General features: G+C 67.0%; 21 protein-coding genes. 8 read left to right on the forward strand and 13 right to left on the reverse strand.

What is annotated here, in order from left to right; all coding sequences use genetic code 11:
* The first annotated feature begins 25 nt into the window (after nucleotides 1–25).
* The 4 genes from flgA to QP552_RS10280 all read left to right on the forward strand — a co-directional run bounded on the left by flgA (nucleotide 26) and on the right by QP552_RS10280 (nucleotide 2710).
* Complete coding sequence (gene flgA / locus QP552_RS10265; RefSeq protein WP_286075808.1) at nucleotides 26–682, forward strand: flagellar basal body P-ring formation chaperone FlgA; 657 nt, start codon at nucleotides 26–28, stop codon at nucleotides 680–682.
* 75 nt (nucleotides 683–757) lie between these two features.
* A complete protein-coding gene (flgM, locus tag QP552_RS10270; RefSeq protein ID WP_049432154.1) occupies nucleotides 758–1063 on the forward strand; it encodes a flagellar biosynthesis anti-sigma factor FlgM in 306 nt (101 codons plus the stop codon).
* Complete coding sequence (locus tag QP552_RS10275) at nucleotides 1060–1398, forward strand: flagellar protein FlgN (protein WP_006366325.1); 339 nt, start codon at nucleotides 1060–1062, stop codon at nucleotides 1396–1398. The genes flgM and QP552_RS10275 overlap by 4 nt, the downstream gene beginning before the upstream one ends.
* 91 nt (nucleotides 1399–1489) lie before the next feature.
* Nucleotides 1490–2710, forward strand: a complete 1221-nt coding sequence (locus tag QP552_RS10280; RefSeq protein WP_286075809.1) for an ATP-binding protein — start codon at nucleotides 1490–1492, stop codon at nucleotides 2708–2710.
* A gap of 965 nt (nucleotides 2711–3675) precedes the next feature.
* On the opposite strand, the gene QP552_RS10285 is transcribed toward QP552_RS10280, so the two are convergent.
* Nucleotides 3676–5448, reverse strand: coding sequence for an EAL domain-containing protein (locus tag QP552_RS10285; protein WP_286075810.1), 1773 nt, complete (start codon nucleotides 5446–5448; stop codon nucleotides 3676–3678).
* A 4-nt stretch (nucleotides 5449–5452) separates the two neighbouring features.
* Complete coding sequence (locus tag QP552_RS10290; protein WP_106548573.1) at nucleotides 5453–7555, reverse strand: PAS domain-containing sensor histidine kinase; 2103 nt, start codon at nucleotides 7553–7555, stop codon at nucleotides 5453–5455.
* Between the two features lie 130 nt (nucleotides 7556–7685).
* Between QP552_RS10290 and QP552_RS10295 the strand changes: the two genes are divergently transcribed.
* Nucleotides 7686–10445 (forward strand): EAL domain-containing protein, encoded by a 2760-nt coding sequence (locus QP552_RS10295; RefSeq protein ID WP_286075811.1) that lies wholly within the window; start codon nucleotides 7686–7688, stop codon nucleotides 10443–10445.
* A 109-nt stretch (nucleotides 10446–10554) separates the two neighbouring features.
* On the opposite strand, the gene QP552_RS10300 is transcribed toward QP552_RS10295, so the two are convergent.
* The 7 genes from QP552_RS10300 to QP552_RS10330 form a co-directional block, all read right to left on the reverse strand.
* A complete protein-coding gene (locus QP552_RS10300) occupies nucleotides 10555–11082 on the reverse strand; it encodes a hypothetical protein (RefSeq protein ID WP_286075812.1) in 528 nt (175 codons plus the stop codon).
* A 124-nt stretch (nucleotides 11083–11206) separates the two neighbouring features.
* The gene (locus tag QP552_RS10305; protein ID WP_106548570.1) at nucleotides 11207–11422 is read right to left on the reverse strand and encodes a hypothetical protein; all 216 of its coding nucleotides are present in this window, start codon (nucleotides 11420–11422) and stop codon (nucleotides 11207–11209) included.
* A gap of 98 nt (nucleotides 11423–11520) precedes the next feature.
* Nucleotides 11521–12711, reverse strand: coding sequence for a methyl-accepting chemotaxis protein (locus QP552_RS10310; protein ID WP_032127364.1), 1191 nt, complete (start codon nucleotides 12709–12711; stop codon nucleotides 11521–11523).
* 177 nt (nucleotides 12712–12888) lie between these two features.
* Nucleotides 12889–13503, reverse strand: coding sequence for a high frequency lysogenization protein HflD (gene hflD / locus QP552_RS10315; protein WP_010485865.1), 615 nt, complete (start codon nucleotides 13501–13503; stop codon nucleotides 12889–12891).
* The gene (gene mnmA, locus QP552_RS10320) at nucleotides 13500–14642 is read right to left on the reverse strand and encodes a tRNA 2-thiouridine(34) synthase MnmA (RefSeq protein WP_106548569.1); all 1143 of its coding nucleotides are present in this window, start codon (nucleotides 14640–14642) and stop codon (nucleotides 13500–13502) included. The genes hflD and mnmA overlap by 4 nt, the downstream gene beginning before the upstream one ends.
* Nucleotides 14639–15100 (reverse strand): NUDIX hydrolase, encoded by a 462-nt coding sequence (locus QP552_RS10325; protein WP_111112595.1) that lies wholly within the window; start codon nucleotides 15098–15100, stop codon nucleotides 14639–14641. Before QP552_RS10325 ends, mnmA begins: the two co-directional genes overlap by 4 nt.
* 1 nt (nucleotide 15101) lies before the next feature.
* The gene (locus QP552_RS10330) at nucleotides 15102–15572 is read right to left on the reverse strand and encodes a hypothetical protein (RefSeq protein WP_049427058.1); all 471 of its coding nucleotides are present in this window, start codon (nucleotides 15570–15572) and stop codon (nucleotides 15102–15104) included.
* A gap of 112 nt (nucleotides 15573–15684) precedes the next feature.
* Between QP552_RS10330 and clpS the strand changes: the two genes are divergently transcribed.
* Nucleotides 15685–16011 carry an ATP-dependent Clp protease adapter ClpS gene (gene clpS / locus QP552_RS10335; RefSeq protein WP_005409592.1) on the forward strand — a complete coding sequence of 109 codons (327 nt, stop codon included), beginning with the start codon at nucleotides 15685–15687 and terminating at the stop codon, nucleotides 16009–16011.
* 167 nt (nucleotides 16012–16178) lie between these two features.
* On the opposite strand, the gene QP552_RS10340 is transcribed toward clpS, so the two are convergent.
* Nucleotides 16179–16991, reverse strand: coding sequence for an APH(6) family putative aminoglycoside O-phosphotransferase (locus QP552_RS10340; RefSeq protein WP_286075818.1), 813 nt, complete (start codon nucleotides 16989–16991; stop codon nucleotides 16179–16181).
* A gap of 138 nt (nucleotides 16992–17129) precedes the next feature.
* On the opposite strand from QP552_RS10340, the gene clpA reads away from it, so the two are divergent.
* Complete coding sequence (gene clpA / locus QP552_RS10345) at nucleotides 17130–19415, forward strand: ATP-dependent Clp protease ATP-binding subunit ClpA (protein WP_111112601.1); 2286 nt, start codon at nucleotides 17130–17132, stop codon at nucleotides 19413–19415.
* A 75-nt stretch (nucleotides 19416–19490) separates the two neighbouring features.
* Here clpA and QP552_RS10350 read toward each other — a convergent pair whose 3' ends face one another.
* The 3 genes from QP552_RS10350 to aat all read right to left on the reverse strand — a co-directional run bounded on the left by QP552_RS10350 (nucleotide 19491) and on the right by aat (nucleotide 21121).
* A complete protein-coding gene (locus tag QP552_RS10350; RefSeq protein ID WP_111112603.1) occupies nucleotides 19491–19874 on the reverse strand; it encodes a hypothetical protein in 384 nt (127 codons plus the stop codon).
* A 201-nt stretch (nucleotides 19875–20075) separates the two neighbouring features.
* Complete coding sequence (gene infA / locus QP552_RS10355) at nucleotides 20076–20294, reverse strand: translation initiation factor IF-1 (RefSeq protein WP_005409596.1); 219 nt, start codon at nucleotides 20292–20294, stop codon at nucleotides 20076–20078.
* Between the two features lie 86 nt (nucleotides 20295–20380).
* Nucleotides 20381–21121, reverse strand: coding sequence for a leucyl/phenylalanyl-tRNA--protein transferase (gene aat, locus QP552_RS10360; RefSeq protein ID WP_111112701.1), 741 nt, complete (start codon nucleotides 21119–21121; stop codon nucleotides 20381–20383).
* A gap of 71 nt (nucleotides 21122–21192) precedes the next feature.
* On the opposite strand from aat, the gene QP552_RS10365 reads away from it, so the two are divergent.
* Complete coding sequence (locus QP552_RS10365) at nucleotides 21193–22461, forward strand: hypothetical protein (RefSeq protein ID WP_111112605.1); 1269 nt, start codon at nucleotides 21193–21195, stop codon at nucleotides 22459–22461.
* Nucleotides 22462–22500 lie beyond the last annotated feature (39 nt).

Below are 22500 nucleotides of genomic sequence, written 5' to 3' on the forward strand. Positions count from 1 at the left end.
CCAGGTCCCATCGACAGGAGGCGCCATGCGCCGGGTCACATCTCTATTGGCCATTGCACTTGCCCTGGCCTCGCCATGGGCGGCTGCCTCCGACTGGCAGCCCGTAGCCAGCATCCGCGCTGCAGCGCTGACGACCTTGCCGGCGGGCAGCGAAGGTGAGGCCCAGGTGGCCGATGCGCTGCGCCTGCCGAAGTGTGGCGGCGCGCTGCAGGTGCAGCCCACCGCCAACACCACCGTGGAGGTCAGTTGCCCCGATGCGGGCGGCTGGCGCCTGTTCGTACCGGTGAAGGTGCGGCGCAACCAGACCGTGCTGGTGCTCAACCGTGGAATCGGCACTGGAGAAATCCTCACCGCCGCCGATATCACGACTGCCCAGCGTGACGCTGCCCGGATTGCCGGTGCGGTGCTGGCCGATCCCAACGCGGCGATCGGTCGCATCGCCCGCCGTCCATTGCAGGCCGGGGCCCTGCTGTCGAACAACGATCTGGTGGTGCAGCGTCTCATCAAGCGAGGAGACAATGTGGCCCTGATATCGCGTCGCGGCTCGGTCGAGGTCCGCATTGCCGGTCGCGCGATGGGCGATGCCGGTGAGAATGAACGGGTCTCGGTGGAGAACCTGTCCTCGCGGCGGATCGTGCAGGGCACGGTCGACGCCGCAGGTGACGTAATCGTGGCGCGTTGATTTACCGCAAAATATCCCTAAAGATCGCGGCCCCGAGGCCGTTATCCCTTGTGAACGGCAACTCCAGGACACCCCATGAGCCAGAAAATCGACGGCAACCTGCAGGTCCCCCAGGCACTGCGCAGCGTGACGACCCCGGCCAGCAAGCCCGGCGTCAGCAGCGATGCGCCGGCGCGCCCGGTCGAGGCAGCCGACAGCCTGCGCCTGACCGGCGAGGCCACCAATCTGCAGGCCATCGAGCGTGAGCTGACCACCGCCCCGGCGATCGACGCCCAGCGTGTGGCCGCCGTGCGCGAGTCGCTGCAGAACGGCACCTACAAGATCAATCCGGACGCGATCGCATCGCGCATGCTCGATCTGGACCAGCAGCTGCAGGGATGACCGCAGCGATGAGCGAGCCGCTGCAGCGTCTCGCCCAGGCCTTGGACGTTGAGCGCCAGGCCCTGGTCGAGCACGACGTGCACGCCCTGATCCGTGCCACCGGCGCCAAGCTGGAGGCGCTGCGGGCGCTGGAAGGCGCACCGCCGGTCGGCGAGGGCGAACAGCTGCAGGAACTGGCCGAGCGCAACCGCGCCAACGGCGTGCTGCTTTCGCGGCGCCGGCGCGAGGTCAACTGGGCACTGCGCCAGTTGGGCCGTACCGAAGACGCTTCGGCCTATGACGCCAAGGGCCAGTCACACACGGTCACTGCCCGCCGCCCACTCGCCGTCGCCTGACGCGACGGCGGTCGCACTACCCACCCCCGCGGGCTGAAGCCCGCTGCGTGACCGCGTATATTGGGCGCCTGTTCGAATGCCCCGAGTCGCCGTGTCCGCTGCCAACGCCCTGGTTACCGCCCCCCTTCCGCCGCAGCCGGTGCTGCAGGCCCTGCTTGAGCGCCTGCGCGAAGGGCTGCTGCTGTTCACTGAAGACGGGCAGGTGGCGCTGGCCAATCCGGCCGCGCAGAACCTGCTGGCCGGCGGTGAGGACGGTGCATTGCCGCCGCCGCAGCGGCTGCGTGAACTGCTTCCGCCCGATGCGCTGGAGCAGGCGCGGCAGCATGGTCACTGGAACGGCAGCCTGCCGCTGGGAGAGGGTGTGGTCATCGCCCACCTTTACCACCACGGCCCGGTGGGCCAGGGGCACTTCCTGGCGTTGTTCCGCCATATCGAAGGACAGGAAGACTACGAACGCGAGCTGCAGCAGCGCCATGCCGAGCTGCGCCAAGCCTACCTGCGCCTCAACGGTACCCAGGAGAAGCTGCTGCAGTCGGAAAAGATGGCCTCCATCGGCCAGCTCGCGGCGGGTGTCGCGCACGAGATCAACAACCCGATCGGCTACGTGCACTCCAACCTGGGCAGCCTGCAGGAATACCTGCGCAGCCTGTTCACGGTGATTGAAGCCTACGAACGCGCCTTGCGCGCGCCGGACCCGAAGGCGTTGATTCCGGAAATCGACGATATCCGTGACCGCCTGGACATCGATTTCATCAGCCGTGACCTGCCGCAGCTGATGGCTGAATCGCGCGAAGGCATCGAGCGGGTCACCCGCATCGTGCGTGACCTGAAGGACTTCTCGTATTCCGGCCGCGACGAATCGTGGAAGCTGGTCGACCTGCATGCAGGCCTGGAATCGACCATCAACATCATCTGGAACGAGCTCAAGTACAAGGTCACCCTGCACCGCGAGTTCGGCCAGCTGCCGCTGGTGGAGTGCCTGCCGTCGGAGTTGAACCAGGTCTACATGAACCTGCTGCTCAATGCCGGCCACGCCATCGCCGAGCGCGGCACGATCACTGTGCGTACCGGTGTCGATGGTGACCAGGTGTGGGTCGAATTCGAGGACACCGGCGGCGGCATCTCGCCGGAACTGCGCCAGCGCATCTTCGATCCCTTCTTCACCACCAAGCCCGTTGGCAGCGGCACCGGCCTGGGCCTGTCGATCTCCTACAGCATCATCAACAAGCACCACGGCCGCATCGACCTGGACAGTACCCCGGGCGTCGGTTCGCGCTTCCGCGTGGTACTGCCGGTGAAGCAGCCGCGCTGAGGGCGATGGCGCAGGGGACCCGGTCGTATCGCGCCGATGCGCCGACAGACGGGTAGAGTCGACTGTCAGTCGACTCGCGCGCAGCGCGGTTTTTTCGAGACTCCGCGAAGAGCAGTCGACTGACAGTCGACTCTACCCCCGATCCGCATTTCCCCTGCAGGCCCTCACCGCGGCGGCCGGCCATCGTTGTTTGAAGCAGTCGTGCTGAGGGCGATGGCGCACGGGTCCGGATCGTATCGCGCCGACAGACGGGTAGAGTCGACTGTCAGTCGACTCGCGCGCAGCACGGTTTTTTCGAGACTCCACGAAGAGCAGTCGACTGACAGTCGACTCTACCCCCGATCCGCATTTCCCCTGCAGGCCCCCACCGCGGTGGCCGGTCATCGTCGTTTGAAGCAGCCGCGCTGAGGGCAATGGCGCACGGGTCCGGATCGTATCGCGCCGACAGACGGGTAGAGTCGACTGTCAGTCGACTCGCGCGCAGCGCAGGTTTTTTCGAGACTCCACGAAGAGCAGTCGACTGACAGTCGACTCTACCCCCGATCCGCATTTCCCCTGCCGGCCCTCACCGCAGCGGCCGGTCCTCGCCGTTTGAAGCAGTCGTGCTGAGGGCGATCGCGCAAGGCTCTGGATCGTATCGCGCCGACAGACGGGTAGAGTCGACTGTCAGTCGACTCGCGCGCAGCGCGGTTTTTTCGAGACTCCGCGAAGAGCAGTCGACTGACAGTCGACTCTACCCCCGATCCGCATTTCCCCTGCAGGCCCTTACCGTGGCGGCCGGCCATCGTCGTTTGAAGCAGTCGTGCTGAGGGCGATGGCGCACGGGTCCGGATCGTATCGCGCCGACAGACGGGTAGAGTCGACTGTCAGTCGACTCGCGCGCAGCGCGGTTTTTTCGAGACTCCGCGAAGAGCAGTCGACTGACAGTCGACTCTACCCATGATCCGCATTTCCCCTGCCGGCCCTCACCGCGGCGGCCGGTCCTCGCCGGCATCCCCGGTTTCCACCGGCGCCGGCCCGGCATTGCTGCGCCGCTGTTCTTCGTAGGTGCGGAACGCCTGGTGGATGTGCTTGCGCAGCTCATCGTCGTTCCAGGGCTTGGTCAGGAAGCGGTAGATCGCACCACGGTTGATCGCATCGGTCACCGTGTTCAGGTCGGTATAACCGGACAGCACCAGGCGGATCGTGTCCGGGTACAGCATCTTCACCCGGCCCAGGAACTCGGTGCCGCTCATGTCGCTCATGCGCTGGTCGGACAGGATCACCTGCACATCGTTGATCGCCAGCAGGTCGAACGCATCGCGCACGTTGCCGGCGGCCAGGATGCGGTAGCCATCGCGACGGAACAGGCGTACCAGCGAGCGCAGCACGTTCTCCTCGTCGTCCAGCAGCAGCAGCGTGCGGTCCGGGCGGGTCTCGGCAAATGCTTCCGGGCGCAGGTAGCGGCGGCGCAGGGTCATGCCAGCGGCATCGGCCGACATCGGTTCGCCGAACAGGTAGCCCTGGAACACGTCGCAGTCGTTGCGGCGCAGGAAGCCCAGCTGAGCCTGCGATTCCACGCCGTTGGCGATCACCGTCATGCCCAGCTGGTGGCCCATGGCGATGATCGCGCGGGCGATGGCGGCCTCGCGGTTGCCGGCGGGTGCACTCTTGATGAAGCTGCGGTCGATCTTCAGCTTGTCCACCGGATAGCGCACCAGCGCACTCAGGCTGGAATCGCCGGTGCCGAAGTTGTCCAGGCTCAGGCTGATGCCTTCGTTGCGCAGGTTGGCCAGCGTCTCGTGCACGAAGTTGACGTTGTTGGTCAGCGCGCTTTCGTTGATCTCCAGCGTCAGCATCTGCGCCGGCACGCCCGCGGCCTGGATCAGGCCCATCACTTCGGCGAAGAAGTTCGGCCGCAGCAGCTGCAGGGTGGAGACGTTCACGGCAATCGTGAAGTCGTCGAAGCCCTGGTCGCGCCACAGGCGGGCCTGCTTCAGCGCGCCCTCCAGCACCCATGTGCCGATCTGCACGATGATGCCCAGCCGCTCGGCGGTGCGCATGAAGCGCTCCGGCACCAGCATGCCCAGGGTAGGGGACTGCCAGCGCAACAGCGCCTCCATGCCTACCACGTGGCCGTCGCGGGCACTGACCAGCGGCTGGTAGCGAAGCTTCAGCTCGCCATTGGGGATCGCGTCGACGATCTGGCGCGCGATGATGCTCTCGCTGTGCGCGCTCGGCGGGGTATCCACTGCGTGGATGCGCACCGCGTTGCCGCCTTCGCGGGCCGCCTGGTAGAGCGCATCCTCGGCGTGGTCGAGCAGGCGGGAGGTACTGCTGGCGTGGTCCGGGCACAGGCTCACGCCCAGCTTGCCGGTCATGAACAGCGTGTATGGCAGCACCGACAGGGGCAACTCCATCTGTTGCCGGATTTCCTCGGCGAAGTCCTCCGGCAGCGGCACGTCGGCGGTGCGCGGCACCGCGATCAGGAACTCGTCGCTGCCATGCCGCCACAGTTTGCCGCGGCCTCGCAGGTAGGACTGCAACCGCTGCGCTACCAGCACCAGCGCCTGGTCACCTACCTCGGCGCTCATGTTTTCGTTGACCGAAGCGAAGTGGTCGATGTCCACGTGCATCAGCATCAGCGCGGTGCCGCCGGAGGCCGCCTCGGCGACCATCGCCTGCAGCTCGGGGTTGCCGGCACCGAGGCGGTCGGGTGCATCGTCGATGCTTACCGGGGGCTGGTTGGGATTCCACATAGGCTCAGTATTCCGGTGAATCGACGGCAGCCATGCTGGCCGCCTGGTAGGGGAGGTGGACGTCGATCAGGGTGCCCTCGCCGTGTGCGGACTCGATCCGCACATGGCCGCCGACACTCTGCGCGCGCTCGCGCATCACGATCAGGCCCAGGCCGCGCGGACCGTCCGGGTCGAAACCCTCGCCGTCGTCGCGGATCTGCAGGTGCAGTCCCCGCTTGCCGACGTCGCGCAGCTGCAGTTGTACCTGGCTGGCGCGCGCGTGCCGCAGCACGTTGGTCAGGCTCTCCTGCGCGATGCGGAAGCAGGCCTGTTCGATGCTGTTGTCGGGACGGTGCGGCAGGGGCTCGATCTCGGCCAGCAGTTCCACCGGCGAAGAACGGAACAGCACCCGTGCCTGCCAGCTGAGGGCCGCTTCCAGGCCCAGCGCGTCCAGCTGCGGCGGGCGCAACAGGGTGGAGATGTCGCGCAGCTTGGCCACCGTGGTGTCGGCCAGGCTGACGATCTGTGCCAGGTCCTCGCCGCGGCGCTGTGGATCATGCTCGTCCTGCGCCGCATAGGCGGACAACTTGATCGCAGTGATCGCCTGGCCGATGTCGTCATGCAGATCGCGCGAGATCGCGCGGCGTTCGTCCTCCTGCAGCGAGAACAGCCGGCCAGCCATCGCCTGCAGTTCGCGGTTGCTGGTTTCCAGTGCACTGCGCGTGCGTTCGGAATCGCTCAGGTCACGCACGATCAGCAGCTTGCAGTCGCGGCCGCCGTAGCGCACCTCGCCCACCGCCAGGCCGGCATGGAAGCTGCGCCCGTCTGCGCGCTGCATGGCCACCACGCTGCTGTGGCCGGGGCCCAGGTGTGGCTGCCCGGCGCGCAGCTGGCTGCGGACGCGGGCCAGGTCACCGGCAGCGACCAGCGCCGACAGTGGCTCACCCAGCAGGGTGTGGCTGCCATAGCCGAACAGGCTGGCCGCCCAGGCGTTGGTGTACAGCACGTGCTCGTCGGAGAGGATCACCACGCCATCGGGCAGCACCCGCACCAGCTCACGGAACTGTTCTTCGCGCTCGCGCAGCAGGCGTCGCGATTGCTCCCGCTCGGTCACGTCCTGCAGGGTACCCAGTACGCGGCTGCGGCCGGACTCATCGACACCACTGGCGGCACGCAGGTGCACCATCAGGGCGCGGCCGTCCATCGACAGCAGGGGCAGCAGTACGTCCACCTGCACCGGATCACCCGAGCAGAGGTCGGCCAGCAGCTGTTCGGTCTGCGTGGCGGTGGCGGGGTCGGCGGGCACCAGCAGCTCGTCGAAGCGGTGCCAGCGGCGGGCTTCCGGAGGCCGGCGGCCAAGCAGGCGGTAGACCTGGTTGGAGTAGCGGCCCATGCCGGTGGATGGATCCAGCTCCCAGGCGCCGATGCGCGCCAGCTCGTGCGCTTCCTCGACCCGGGCCAGCGCCTGGTCGCGGCGCAGCTGGGCCAGGTCTTCCGCGGTGCGGTCGATGGCGATCAGCAAGCGGGCATTGTGGCCGTCATAGCTGATGGCGTTGGAGCGCAGTTCCATCTGCCGCAGCGAGCCGTCGCGCAGCTGCAGCTGGGTCCGCAGGATGCACAGCTCCTCGGGTGCCTCGCGGATCGCCTCCAGCTTGGTCTGCAGCGCCTGGTCCTGGCCGGGTGGCCACAGCGAGTCGATGGTCTGCTCCAGCAGTTCATCGCGCTCCCAGCCGAATGCGCTGCAGGCCGCCGGATTCGCGTCGAGGATCGCCAGCGTGTCCAGGTCGTAGACCAGGATCGGGCCGGGGTTGCCCTCGAACATCTGTCGCAGGCGCAGCTCCGACGCCTGCTGGCGCGCATGGGTGTGCAGCACATGCTCGGCCAGCGGCCGCAGCAGCAGGTACAGCAGGCCGGCACTGGCCAGTGCGAAGAACGAGCCCTTCACGCTCTGCCACATCGCCGCCTGCTGCGGATCCGGCACCAGCGCCTGCACGGCACTGTCGGAGGCGATCATCCAGGCCAATGCCATCACCAGGTAGCTCAGCACGACCCGCCGCCGGTCGCGGCTCAGCGCCTGCGCCATCCGCGGGTCGGGAACAGGGGCGATGCCGGTCGGTTCTGCAGGCATGGACGGGCTGGATGAAAGGGTGCCGGCCATCTTACCGCGCGGGTGTGCCCTGACCACTCAATTATCCGCCGCAGGCGCCGTTAACCACTGCGTGCCCCGCTGACGGGCGTGTCATCCGGAGCAAGATCGCGTGGACCAAGGGATCATCGCCAGCCTGCTGCAGCACCCGCTTGCGTCGGCGCTGGTCATCGTCGACCGCACGGGCCGCCCGCTGGCGGCCAATCCGGCTGCGCGCGAGCATGGCCTGCCGGCCACCGTGGCCGCCTATGCGCCGATGCTGGAGGATCTGCGCCTGATGGCGGCCGATGGCGGCATCGTGGCCTGCACGCTGCCGGGTGGCCCGCACGGGCACTACGACGGCCACCTGCGCGCCGTGCATGATGGCGCCGGTAATCTGCTGGCCTTCACGCTGAGCATTCCCGAACCGGTGCCGCTCGGCGGCGGTGGGCGCTGGGAGCTGGCGCTGGACAGTGCCGGCCACAGCCTGTGGGACTGGGACATTCCCAGCGACCGTGTGGTGCGGACTCCCGCACTGTGCGATGAAACCGCCACCGAGATACTGGCGCGCGTGCACAGCGAGGACATCGCCCAGGTACGGGTCGCACTGAACGAGCATCTGCGTGGACTTAGCGAGCAGTACAGCGCACAGTTCCGTTTCCGCCAGGCCGATGGCCAGTGGCGCTGGGTGCTGGACCGGGGCCGCGTGGTCGCGCGCACCGCCGATGGCCAGCCGTTGCGCATGGTCGGCACCCATACCGATATCGAACAGCAGAAGCAGCTGGAAGGGTTGCTTCAGGAACAGCAGCTGCACCTGAGCGAGGCCCAGCGCATCGCCAGCATGGGCAGCTGGTCGTTCGATCCCAACAGCGGTCACTTCTGGTGGTCGCCGGAGCTGCGTTCGCTGCTGGCGCTGGAGCAGGGCGCCGTGCCCGGCCAGCGCCGCTGGCTGAAGCAGCTGCACCCGCGTTCACGTGGTGCACTGCGTGCAGCCTGGCGACGGTTGTGGCGCGATGGCCGCGCCGCCAATCTCGAGCTGGAACTGACCCGCGGCCATGAACCGTCGCAGCACCTGCGGCTGTGGATGCAGCCGCTGCTGGACATGGACGGACAGCCCAAGCGGTTGCTCGGACAGGTGCAGAACATCACCGAGCAGCACCAGACCGATGCGCTGATCCGATGGCGTACCGAGCTGCTCAACCGCGTCTCCGCGCTGGGCCGCATCGGCGGCTGCGAGATCGAGGTGCAGACCCGGCACATGCAGTGGACCGAGGAGTGCTATCGCATCCACGGCCTGCGCAAGGAACCGATCACCCTCGACCAGGCGCTGGCGTTGTACACCGAGGACTCACGCAACGCCTTCGAAGCGGCGTTGGGGCGCATCGCCGATGGCGGGCTGCCCGAGCAGCTGGACCTGTGCTTCTACCGCCAGTCCGGCCTGCGCGTCTGGGTGCAGGTGCTGATCGAACTGGACCGTCGTGATGGGCTGCCGCCGCGCTTCGTGGTGCTGTTCCGTGACATCACCCGCGAACGCGAGGCCAACGAGCGTATCGAGCTGCTGGCGCATTACGATCTGCTCACTGGCCTGCCCAATCGCGTGCTGCTCGGCGAACAGACCGCCGAAGCCATCGAGGAAGCGCGCGACCGCGGCACATCGCTGGCGATGCTGTTCATCGATCTGGATGGCTTCAAGACCATCAACGACAGTTTCGGCCACGCCACCGGCGACGCCCTGCTGAAGGCGGCCGCCACCCGGCTGCACCAGAACCTGCGCAACAACGATCTGTTCGGCCGCTTCAGTGGCGATGAATTCATCGTGGTGCTGCGTGACCTAGCCGAACCGGAGGATGCGGGCCATGTGGCACGCAAACTGATCGCTTCGTTGGCCGAACCGCTGCGCCGGGGCGAAACCACCTTGAAGGTGGGCGCCAGTGTCGGCATCGCGATGCTGGGTGACGCGCAGACCGACTTCGATTCCCTGCTGCGTGCCGCCGATGCGGCGATGTACGCGGCCAAGGAAGCCGGCCGCAATACCTACCAGTACTACAGCCAGGACGCGCTGGCCCGCATCCAGCGCAAGCTTGAGCTGGAGCATGCCCTGCACGGCGCCATCGAGCGCGAAGAGTTCAGCCTGGCCTACCAGCCGCTGCTGCATGCCCACCACGGCGAGCCGCCGGCGATCGAGGCGCTGCTGCGCTGGCACCGGCCCGGGGTCGGCTACTGCAGCCCGGCCGAGTTCATCCCCATCGCAGAGAAGTGTGGCGAGATCGTTCGGATCGGCGACTGGGTACTGAATGAGGCCTGCCGCCAGGCCACCGCCTGGGACCGTGCCGGTCTGCGCTTCGACCGCATCGCGGTGAATGTCTCGGCGGTACAGCTGCGTGACCGCGGCTTTGCCGAGCGCGTGATCGAGATCTGCCACGCCCATGGCTGGCCGCCGCAACGACTGGAGCTGGAACTGACCGAGTCGGCATTGATCCGTGACACCGACATCCTGCGGCATTGCTTCGACGTGCTGGAACGGCACGGCGTGCCGCTGGCGGTGGATGACTTCGGTACCGGCTTCTCCAACCTCAACTACCTCAACCGCTTCCCGGTGGGCCGCCTGAAGATCGACCGCAGTTTCGTGCAGGGCATGCTGCACGATTCGGGCACGGCCGAAGTAACCCAGGCGATCGTGCACCTGGGCCACGCGCTGGGCATGAAGGTGGTGGCCGAGGGCGTGGAAACGCACCAGGAAGAAGACATGCTGCGCCGCCAGGGCTGCGACGAGATCCAGGGCTACCTGTACTCGCGCCCGCTCAGCCCGCGCGACCTGGCTCAGTGGCTGCGCCAGCCACAGCCGGTTTCGCTGCGCACCGATGCCAGTGGGGAAGTGGTGCTGGTGCGCTAGCTGGCGACCATCCACGCATGGCGTGGATCTACCGCAACCCGCTCTGGTGGGTGCCGACCTTGGTCGGCACGAATGCCTGCGCTCGCGACCATCCACGTATGGCGTGGATCTACCGCCCTGGGTCAACGAATCGCTGCGGGAACTCCGACCGCACCCGCGCCCGCACTGCCTCGACAACCTCGGCATAGCGCCGCAGCTGGATGCGATAACCCATATAGAACACCAGCAGCATGCCCAGCATCGGCCATGCCGCCGGGCGCACCAGGATGATGGGCACCACCAGCACGGTCAGGGCCAGCGCGAACCAGCTGCATCGCCCGATCACACGCACCTCGTGGCGTCGTTTGTCGGCCACCAGCTGGCCGTGCATCAACGGAAAATAGCGGCCGCCATAGCCCGGTGCGAAGCTCTCACGGAACGCCACGCTGCGGTCGGGCAGTACACGGAACACAAAGCTCAGCCACTTGTCGGTAGGAAGGTCGTACTCCAGTCCGATCAGCGACAGCTGTGTCAGTTCAGCCGGAGAGGCGGCGATGCGCTGGTTGAACAGGACGATGCCGGTGCGGAAGAAGAGCGGTGCCCAGAACAACAGAAGCAGCAGTTCCAGCAGCATCAATGCGATTACGGCGATGGCCATCGGTCTTCCATGAGCGGGACCGGCGCATCATGCCACAGCGATTCAGCCCATCTTGTAGATCCACGCCATGCGTGGATGATGTGGCAGCGCGTGTTCCCGGACGCCATCCACGCATGGCGTGGATCTACCTCAGGGCTTCGCCATCCAGCCCCAGGTCCCACGCCAGCCCCAGCAGCTCCTCGTCCGCGCGGGACGGCGCCGGACGTGCATCGGCCAGCTGCTGCAGTTCGCGGATCTCTTCGCGGGCGACCTCTTCCAGCTGCTGCAGCTGCTCACGCACGCTCGCGTTGCGCGGGCGCTCGTTATCGGTGAGGGAGGGCAGGGCACGGATCAGGGTCATGGTGCGCGTACAGGATGCATCCAACGGCAGGGTACAGGCAAAGGCCCCGGGATGACCGGGGCCTTGCGGGCTGCCGGCAACGGCAGCGGACATCAGGATCAGAACAGCTCGACGGTGCCAGCGCCCATGCTCTGCTGGGCAACCGGCTTGTGCGGCGGGCGTTCCCACTCGCTGCGCAGTTCGCGCAGGCGGCTGCCGGTGCGCTGCAGGGCGGTGGCGATCTCTTCGTCGAACACGCCGCCGTTGCGGTGCAGCAGCTCCTGCAGGGCCACCGCTTCACGGTTGATCGCGGTCAGGCGGTCCAGATGAGTGTGCACGCCGCCCAGCGCCTGGGTGGCGATGTCTTCGAACTGCAGGGCGCGCACGGCCTCGGCCACGCTGCCGTCGATCGAACGGGCGCAGTCGGACACTTCGCGCATGCCGTCGCCCAGCGAGGCGTTGATCTGGGCCACGTTGTCGAGCATCGCCGCCGCTTCCTGGCGCGCTTCGCGGGAACGATCCATATCGCGCGAGGCCATGTGCGAGACCGTCTCGCGGACCTTGGCAATGGCGTCCTTGGAGCTGTGCGCCAGCTTGCGGATCTGCTCGTTGAACGTGGTCGAGCGCTCGGAGAGGTTGCGCACTTCGTCGGCGACCACCGCGAAGCCACGACCGGCTTCACCGGCACGCGCCGCTTCAATGGCAGCATTCAGTGCCAGCAGGTTGGTCTGGTCGGCGATCGACTTGACGTCTTCCAGCAGCGCGAAGATGCCATCCAGGTGCTGCGCCATCTGGTCGATGTGCTGCACGGTGGTGCTGCTCTGGCCGCTGACCTGTTCCAGCGCTTCGACCAGCTGTTCCATGCGGTGGCTGGCGTGCTGGGCGAAACGGGCAACGTCGAGGCCGGCATTGCCTTCATCACCGGCGCGGTCGACGATGCGCGACAGGGCCTGGCTCTGCTGGCGCGACTTGCGGTTCATCGCATCGAAGCTGCCACCGAGGCTGGAGACGGCCTGGCGGATCAGGTCACGGGCGCGTTCCACTTCGCCGCGCGAACCGTCGATCTCGTTGCCGACGAAATTGCGCAGTTCGGTCAGTAGCTGGTCCTGCTCACGCAGGACACGGGCATGTTCCGGGGAACGGTGCGCCTGGGCGCGGGTGGTCCACCACGCAAAGCCGAGCCAGCTCAGCGTCATCGTGGTCAGGATCGCCCAGCGCAGGGCGGCCGGCCATTCGAAACCGATGGCGAAGGGGAGCAGCAGGGTCAGAGCCAGGGGGGCGGCCAGACGGATGAAAATGCGTGAGTACATGGACGTTCTCGGGAGGTGCACGGAGGATGTATCGGCCGTACCCCCTTTCTCTTTAACGTCGATGTGCCTTGAAGTGCATTCTGAATGCGCCGGTTTTCCGGCGCCTTGGCGGCTTCAGGGCCAGGCAGCGACGGGGTCGGATCCCTTTCCATGGAAAAGGGCTCTGACCCCTCGGGCTCAGGCCAGCTGCCGGTCCACGGCCTCGATCATCGCCTTGCGGCTGAACAGGAAGTCCCAGTAGCTGCCGCCCAGCTGGCGCCACAGCACCGCCGAGCGCACCGCGGCCAGCAGCAGGGCGCGGATCTCGGCCACCACGCCGGCCTGGCCCAGGTAGTGCGGGTTGCCCTGCACCATCACCCGCGGCTTGAGGTGGCTGATGGTGTCCGCGTACAGGCCACCCAGGTTGGCCAGCACGTCCGGATGGCCGCTGTCGCCCAGCTCGGTGGCCTGGCGCTGGGCGCGCTCGATGCCCGAGGCAACCTTGTTCACGGTGGCGCCGTCCTGCACGAAGCGGCGCTCCAGCTGCAGCACCGACAGGGCCAGCTTGGGCAGGATCGGGTCCTGGCCCTGGCTGCGGAAGTAGTTGTGCAGCAGGCGCAGGCCAGCCTTCAATGCATGACGGTCACCGAACACCTCCTGCGGCGAGGACGCATCGACACGGAACACGCTGTCCACGGCGGTGCGCACGGCGGCGGCGTCGGAATGGCCGGTATCGGCGATGCGGCGTACCTGCTGCAGGGCCTGGGCAATGCCGGCCAGGGCCAGGACGCGGTCGTCGACAGTGAAACTCATGCAGCGATTACCTCAAAAGGGGAAGGGGTGGTGCGCAGGCGCTGTTCCAGCGGCGCATCGGTGGCGGCGATCACCGCGCCACCCAGGCACACCTCACCGTCATACAGCACCAGTGATTGACCGGGGGTAACGGCGCGCTGCGGGCGCGCGAAGGTGACCAGCAGGCTGCCATCGTCCAGCACCTCGACCGTACACGGCTCGTCGGGCTGGCGGTAGCGGGTCTGGGCGGTGCATTCGAAGCGCCGCGCCGGCGGCGAGCCGGCAATCCAGTGCGCGGTTTCCGAACGCAGGCGGTCGGACAGCATCCACTTGCTGTCGCGGTCCTGGTCCACATACAGCACGTTGCTGGCCACATCCTTGCCGACCACGTACCACGGTGCGGCCGGGCGGCCGCGCACGCCGCCGATGTTCAGCCCCTCGCGCTGGCCGAGGGTGAAATAGAACACGCCCGGATGTTCGGCGATGACGCTGCCGTCGGCCGGGTCGAGGATCTGGCCGGGCTTGGCCGGCAGGTAGCGGCCGAGGAACTCGCGGAAGTCGCGCTCGCCGATGAAACAGATGCCGGTGGAGTCCTTCTTGGCGTGGGTCGGCAGGCTGACATCGCGCGCGATCCGACGCAGGTCGGTCTTTTCCAGGTCGCCGATCGGGAACAGGGTCGCCGACAGCTGTTCCTGGCCCAGCTGGTGCAGGAAGTAGCTCTGGTCCTTGGAGCGGTCGGCGCCACGCAGCAGCAGCCACTGGTGGCCGCGCTGGGCCACTCGCGCGTAGTGGCCGGTGGCGATGCGCTCGGCGCCCAGCTCGCGGGCGGCATCCAGGAAATGCTTGAACTTCACTTCGCGGTTGCACAGCACGTCCGGGTTCGGCGTGCGGCCGGCGGCGTATTCGGCCAGGAAGTGCTCGAACACGCCCTGCCAGTACTCGCTGGAGAAATCGCGGAAGTGGAAGGGAATGCCGAGCAGGCCGCACACCGCCACCGCATCGCGGCGGTCGTCCTCGGCGCGGCAGTCGCCGCTGCCATCGTCAGCCCAGTTCTGCATGAACAGCCCGGCCACGGCCTCACCCTGCTGTACCAGGCGCCAGGCGGCGACCGAGGAGTCGACACCACCGGAGACGCCCACCATCACGCGCGGAGTGCTCATGCGACCTCCCGGACCAGCGAAAGCGGGTGGCGCTGGCCACCCAGGTAATCGGCCACCACCTGCCAGACCAGCGGGCTGCGCTGGCGTTCGCCGGCGGCCCGCAGCTCGGCCGGGGTCAGCCACAGTGCGCGATCAATGCCGGTGTCCAACGGCTGCGCCGGGTCATGCGAGACCGGGCGCGCCGCATAGCAGAAACGCAGGAAGGTCGTGCCGTCGCCGGCGGTCCACTGGTAGCAGCCGATGAAATGGGTCAGCTGCACCGTCCAGCCGGTTTCCTCGCGGGTCTCGCGCAGGGCTGCCTCGGCCAGGCTTTCGCCAGGCTCGAGGTGGCCGGCCGGCTGGTTGAGCACCTGCCGGCCGTCAATGGTCTCTTCAACCAGCAGCACGCGGCCGCCGTCGACCACCACGGTGGCGACGGTGGCGTGCGGTGCCCAGCGCGGGTCCGGCGTGGCGTTCAACTCAGAACTCGTCCTTCTTGGTCAGTTCCAGCTCCATGGCGTCGGCGGTGCGGATGGCCGCATCGATGGCGTCGCTGAGCTGGTCGGCAGTGGCATCGGCGTCGATCTTGACCACGAACATGGCGGTGGTGTCCTGCTTTACCCAGCCGCCCATCTTGGCATCCTGCGAATCTTCCAGCAGGCGGTTGGCCACGGCCACCGGGAACTGCTTGGTCTTGGCGCTGTATGCGGGCGACCAGATCTCGCGGATGTTGTGGGTGCCGAAATCCTCCACCGCCGAACGCACATAGACCATCTGGGTGCGGTCACCCTCGACGTCGAAGACCATGCGGTAGTCGCCATCCTCATCGACTTCGTAGGTGTAGCCCAGCTTGTCCAGGTGGCGGGCCACGGCCTTGTCGGCGTCTGCTGCAGCGGCGGAGCCGGAGGCAGCCAGGGCGATCAGCAGGGTGGAGAGAAGGGTCCTTTTCATGAAGATCCTGTGAAACATTACTGAGAGAGGGTGCAATTGTGACGGCGGGCGTGCGTGCCGTCCAATCTGCGGCGGGCCGACGCAGGCTCGCCCGAGCCTCTATAATGGCCCGATGCCCCATGAGTCTTCCCCCGATTCCCAGCACGAGCACGGCGTCGCCGTAGAGGCCGCGCGCCCGGAAGTGGCGCCGCCGCCGTTCTACCAGGTGATGCTGCTCAACGACGATTACACCCCGATGGATTTCGTGGTGGACGTCCTGCAGCAGTTCTTCAGCATGGACCTGGACAAGGCCACGCAGGTAATGCTGCACGTCCATACCCGCGGCCGTGGCGTGTGCGGTGTGTTCACCCGCGAGGTGGCCGAGACCAAGGTTGCCCAGGTCAACGAGTACTCGCGGATGAACCAGCACCCGCTGCTGTGCACGATGGAAAAGGCCTGACCGGCATTTGGTGCGGGCCTATCTGCGCTTGGCGCATCGTGCCCACCAAGGTGGGCACCTACCAGGGCAGGAGCCTGTAGAGCCGAGCCCACGCTCGGCTGCTGCTCACCCAGGCATCCAGATCTCTGCCAACGGCAGCCGAGCGCAGGCTCGGCTCTACAGCTGGGTCACGCTCCCGCCAGTGCCTCCAGCGCCATTTGCGCTACCGTCTCATCAATGTCGGCCGGGTCGCCGTCATCCCGGAACCAGACCGCCGACAATCCCGTGCTGGCCGCGATCCAGCGCAGCAGGCGCGTTCGATCCAGCTCCGCCAGCGCACTGACCTGTTCAAGACGAGCCACAAACCGTTCCGGTCGCGTCGCGACATGGATGCCGGGACCGCACAGGTCCGGGTTGCTGAACAGTGTGGTGTAGTCGAAGGCCCGGTCGCCCAGCAGCCGCTTCGGGTCGATCGCCAGCCAGCCGCGCGCGCCGAAATCCAGCACGTTGTCGTGGTGCAGGTCGCCGTGCAGCGGCCGGATCTCCCGTTCGTCCTGCAGCAGCCCCTCCGCCAGTGATCTGCACTGTTCCAGCAGTGGCGGCAGCGCAGCCCTTGGCTGCAGCAGGTCGGCGAACCATGTACGCAGGCAGACCAGTTCCGCTGGCGGTGCGCTCCGTGGCCGGTGCAGCCGCTGCAGGACCTGGCACAGGATCGTGGTGCAGGCGTCGTCGTCGCCCTGGATCGAACGCTGCCGCAGCGAGTCGCCACCGGCACGCTCGATCAGGATCGCCGGCCCCTCGTGGGCCAGCAGTTGGGCAGCGCCGTCGCCAGCCCACCAGCGCAGCAGCCGATGGGCGTTCTGTTCCTCGGGTTCGTCGCTGACCTTCAGCATTGCCGGTTCGCCGGCGGCGGTCAGCACCGGCCAGAGGCGGGCGCGCGGTGTCTCGATGGCTTCGCCATCACGCCGCAATCGCCAGCGGCTCAGGTAGGGTTCGCTCATGCTGGGCGGGCTGTCCTGGAGTGAATGAAGATCAAGCGATGTGTACTGCTAACGCCATCTGAACGCAGCAATCCGCTAGGGTGATGGAAAACGCGTAGTCAGGCCGCATATTGTCCCCATCTGCCGCCGGAGTAATCCATGTTCAGCAAAGACCTCGAACACACCATCGGCCAGTGCTACAAGCGCGCCCGTGAGGCCCGGCATGAGTTCATGACGGTCGAACACCTGCTGTTGGCACTGCTCGACAACCCGTCCGCCCAGGCCGTACTGAAGGCCTGTGGTGCCGACGCCGAACGCCTGCGCCAGGAGCTGGAGCAGGCCATCGAGGCCTCCGTGTCCCGCCTGGCCGAGGATGACGGCCGCGATACCCAGCCGACCCTGGGCTTCCAGCGCGTGCTGCAGCGGGCCGTGTACCACGTGCAGTCCTCGGGCAAGAAGGAGGTCACCGGCGCCAATGTGCTGGTCGCCATCTTCGGCGAAAAGGACTCCCATGCCGTCTATTACCTCAACCAGCAGGATGTGACCCGGCTGGATGTGGTCAATTACCTGTCCCATGGCATCGCCAAGCTGGGCGAGGAGGGCGAGCAGCCGTCTTCGTCCTCGGAGGGCGAGAGCCGCATGGAAGGCGGGGAGGGCGAGCCCAAGGGAGATGCCCTGACCGAGTTCGCCAGCAACCTCAACGACCAGGCCCGGGCAGGTCGCATCGACCCGCTGGTCGGCCGTGCCGACGAGATCGAGCGGACCATCCAGGTCCTGTGCCGCCGCCGCAAGAACAACCCGCTGTACGTGGGTGAGGCCGGCGTGGGCAAGACGGCCATCGCCGAAGGCCTGGCCCGTCGCATCATCGAAGGCTCGGTGCCCGACGTGCTGGCCGACGCGGTGATCTACTCGCTCGACCTGGGCGCACTGGTAGCCGGTACCAAGTACCGTGGTGACTTCGAGAAGCGCCTGAAGAGCGTGCTGACGGCACTGAAGAAGGTGCCCAACGCGGTGCTGTTCATCGACGAGATCCACACCATCATCGGTGCCGGTTCGGCGTCGGGCGGCACCATGGATGCGTCCAACCTGATCAAGCCGGCGCTGGCCTCCGGCGAGCTGCGCTGCATCGGCTCGACCACCTTCCAGGAATACCGCGGCATCTTCGAGAAGGACCGGGCACTGGCCCGCCGCTTCCAGAAGATCGACATCGTCGAGCCGACCGTGGGCGAAACCTACGAGATCCTGCAGGGCCTGAAGTCCAAGTACGAGCTGCATCACGGCGTGACCTACTCCGACGAGGCCCTGCAGGCCGCAGTGGACCTGTCGGTGAAGCACATCGGCGACCGCCTGCTGCCGGACAAGGCCATCGACGTGATCGACGAGGCAGGTGCCCGCCAGCGGCTGCTGCCCGAGGGGCAGCGCAAGGAGCTGATCGACGTCGAGGAGGTCGAGGCGATCGTGGCCAAGATGGCGCGCATCCCGGCCAAGCAGGTCAGTGCCACCGACAAGGATGTGCTGCAGCACCTGGAGCGCAACCTGAAGATGGTGATCTTCGGCCAGGACCCGGCCATCGAGACGCTGTCCTCGGCGATCAAGCTGGCCCGTTCGGGCCTGGGCAACCCGGAAAAGCCGATCGGCAACTTCCTGTTCGCCGGCCCGACCGGTGTCGGCAAGACCGAAGTGACCAAGCAGCTGGCGTTGCAGCTGGGCATCGAGCTGGTCCGCTTCGACATGTCCGAGTACATGGAGCCGCATTCGATCAGCCGGCTGATCGGCGCGCCTCCGGGCTACGTCGGCTTCGACCAGGGCGGCCTGCTGACCGAGAAGATCGTCAAGACGCCGCACTGCGTGCTGCTGCTGGATGAGATCGAGAAGGCGCATCCGGACATCTTCAACATCCTGTTGCAGGTGATGGACCGTGGCGTGCTGACCGATACCAACGGTCGTGAGGCCAACTTCAAGAACGTGGTGCTGGTGATGACCACCAATGCCGGCGCGGCGCAGGCCTCGCGGCGTTCGATCGGCTTCACCAAGCAGGACCATGCCACCGATGCGATGGAAACGATCCGCCGCAGCTTCACCCCGGAATTCCGCAATCGCCTCGATGCGGTGGTGCAGTTCCAGGCGCTGGGCTTCGAGCACATCCTGCGCGTGGTGGACAAGTTCCTGATCGAGCTGGAGATGCTGCTGCAGGAGAAGCACGTCAGCCTGTCGGCAACCCCGACCGCGCGCGATTGGCTGGCCCACCACGGTTTCGACCCGCTGATGGGTGCCCGGCCCATGGCCCGCGTCATCCAGGACAAGGTCAAGCGCCCGCTGGCCGACGAGCTGCTGTTCGGCAAGCTGGTCAACGGCGGCAAGGTCAGCATCGACGTGCGCGACGACGAGCTGGTGGTCGAAGCCCAGGCCGAGCCGGAGCGCCTGCTGCCGGTGACGGTGGAGTAACTTCGCGCCGCACCGGTGCCCGGTACGGGCAGGGACAAGGGCGGCTTCGGCCGCCCTTGTCGTGTGCGGTGCAGTTCAGCGCCCTTGCTGGGCCAGGCGCTTGAAGGTTGCTGCATCGATCGGCTCGATCCAGGTCACGGCGCAGTGGTTGCTTTCGGTCCGAAGCGTGCTGCGGGCGCCGCCGCAGACCTGTCCAGGCGTGCCGGGCGTGAAGAGCGCGTAACGGGCCGAGGCGGCAGCGCCCAGGCAGCGCTTCTGCAGGTGCACCCGATAGTGGCTGTCACCGTCGCGCAGCAGCACCTCGCGTTCCGTACTGGAGGGGCGGATATCGCGATTGCTGCCGAGGGCAATGCACTCGGACGGGTTGGAGGGCTTGCTGGGTTCGGCGGCGAATGCCGACAGGGACAGGCTGACCAGCAGAACTGCCGGCAGCAGGACGTGCGGGAGCAGGGCGTTCATGATCGGGCGGGGGTGGCGATCCGGACTGGATCGGATCCCACGATGCCGCCGCTGCAGCAAGCGCGAATCTGCCGCAAGCAGGGCTGACCGACGCCATGGTGAGCTCGGTCATGGTGACCTCCGGCAGGGCCGGATTCCGGGCATGACAAAAGGCCAGCAACCAGGGCTGGCCTTGTCGAAGTGGCGCCAGGCGCCGACCGCTTACTTCATGCGGTAGGTGATACGACCCTTGGTCAGGTCATACGGGGTCATTTCAACCTTGACCCGGTCACCGGTGAGGATGCGGATGTAGTTCTTGCGCATGCGGCCGGAGATATGGGCGATGATTTCGTGCCCATTTTCCAGACGAACGCGGAAAGTGGTGTTCGGCAGCGTCTCGCTGACGGTGCCCTCGAACTCGATGGAATCGTCTTTCGACATGTAGTCCTGTGCGGTTCAGAAAACGGCCACGCTGGGCCTAAGGCGCAGTATTTTACGCGTGACGGCGCCAGCTTGCAAAGTTTGTGTTAACCCCCGGCCAAACGCCGTGCTGGCAAGCGCCCGACCGCCTGGGTCCATGGGCCTTCCAGGCCGTCACCGCGTACGGCCCGGCGCACGTGGAGCAGGAATTCCGCGCGCGGGAGGTGCTCGGCACCCATCCGCAGCAGGTGCGGATTCTCCACCTGGGCATCGATCAGTTCCCAGCCCCAGCCATGCAGGGTGAATGCCAGGGCGGCCAGGGCGATCTTGGAGCCGCCGCTGGCACCACTGAACATGCTCTCGCCAAAGAACATCGACCCGATCGCGACCCCGTAGATGCCACCGACCAGGGTCTGCCGGTCCCAGACTTCGAACGAATGGGCGAAGCCCAGGTCGTGCAGCTGGCTGTAGGCCTCGACCATCGCCGGGCTGATCCAGGTGCCGTCCTGGCCGGGCCGCGGCGCCGCCGCACAGGCACGCATCACGCGGCTGAAGGCGGTGTCGGCGGTGACCTCCCACGTACTGCTGCGCAACTGGCGGCGGAAGCGGCTGGACAGATGCACGCCGCCGGTGCGGAACACCACGCGTGGGTCTGGCGACCACCACAGGATCGGCTCGCCCTCGCTGAACCACGGAAAGATGCCGCCGGCGTAGGCATTGAGCAGGCGCACCGGATGCAGGTCACCGCCGACGGCGAGCAGGCCATCAGGCTGGCGCAGCGCGGTCTCGGCCGGAGGAAAGGGGGCGTCCGGCATATCTGCCAGGCGCCAGGGCAACTGGCGGGTCATGCAGCCATTGTATTCGTCGTGGTGATCGGCGATGTCTGGCACCATCAGTTCCCGTCGGCAAGGAGCCCCGCATGAGTGAATCGATCAGTGCCATCCTCGATGTGCACGACACCCCGCGCACCCGCAACGACAGCCAGAGCATGCTGCTGTCGCTGGCCGGCGAGGCGCCGGGTCAGCTGGGCGAACTGATCCGGGTTGCGCTGGCGCGCCGCTCACCGGCTTCGGCCTTTCTCGACATGACGCTGGACCTGCTGCCCGATGAAGCGGTTGCGCCGGTCTGCGCCGAGGCCTGGCGCCGCTATCGAGATGGCGAGCGCGGTGAACTGCTGGCCAGCGTGATGGAGTTCGCCAGCTACCAGGCGCCACAGGTGCTGCAGGATGACTGGGAGGCGTTGCTGGCGGTGGCCATTGAAGATGAGCTGCAGCTGGCCTCACAGGTATGGCGGGGCTTGCCTCCTGCCACTGCCGCGCACTGGGCACAGATCCTGGCCGAAGCCGATGATGATCGCGAAATGGCGCGGGCCAGGGCGTTGCTGCTTGCCACCCATCCCGAGACCTACGCCGTCGCCCGCGGATACGTGGTCGACTGGGGGCGGCTGGATGCCGATGTATGGGCGCACTGGGCCGGCGTCGCCGACGGACCGCAGCCGCGCCGCCTGCATGGGGAGCGGCCGTTGCACATCCGCTTTGGCCGCGAACAGCATCGCGCGCAGCAGGCTGACGAACCGAGCTGGCGCAAGCGCATCTGGCGCCTGCACCCGACCTGGAATGGTGGGCGGGTGCATCACGCTGGCCGTATGGGAGGGCCGCTGGAGGCGCAATGTGGCAGCTGCCATGCGCCGTTGCAGCGTCTGTTGCAGACCGATGCCGCCGCGCTGCAGCCTGGCGCAACGGGCGAGATCACGCTGGGGCTGTGCCTGGACTGCTGTGGCTGGGAGGAGCCCCCTGTGCGTTTCTATCGCCATGACGCCACTGGTCTGCCCGCCTGCCACCCGAGCCAGTACCGCGCAGTACCGGCCACGCCCACCGACAGCGGTGACCTGATGCGTGCCGAAGTGGGCCTGGCCGTCATGGACAGCGCGCGCTGGCGGCAGCAGGACTGGGGGCAGTCCAATCATCGACAGAACCTGTCGCGCTTGGGTGGCGCGCCGAGCTGGGTGCAGAGTGCCTGGTACCCGGCGTGCATCGATTGCGGCCAGGAGATGCCGTTCGTGATGCAGCTGGATTCGACGCTGCCGACCGCCGGTGGAGGCACGCTGCTATGGGGCAGTGGCGGCATGCTCTACACGTTCTGGTGCGCCAGGTGCCGGGTGAGCGGGCACTTCTGGCAGTGCACCTGAGCGGGGTGTCCTCACCATCGCTCTCGACTCTACGAATAC

Origin of the sequence: Stenotrophomonas sp. 59, from assembly GCF_030291095.1 — a bacterium.
Classification (GTDB): Bacteria; Pseudomonadota; Gammaproteobacteria; order Xanthomonadales; family Xanthomonadaceae; genus Stenotrophomonas; species Stenotrophomonas maltophilia_Q.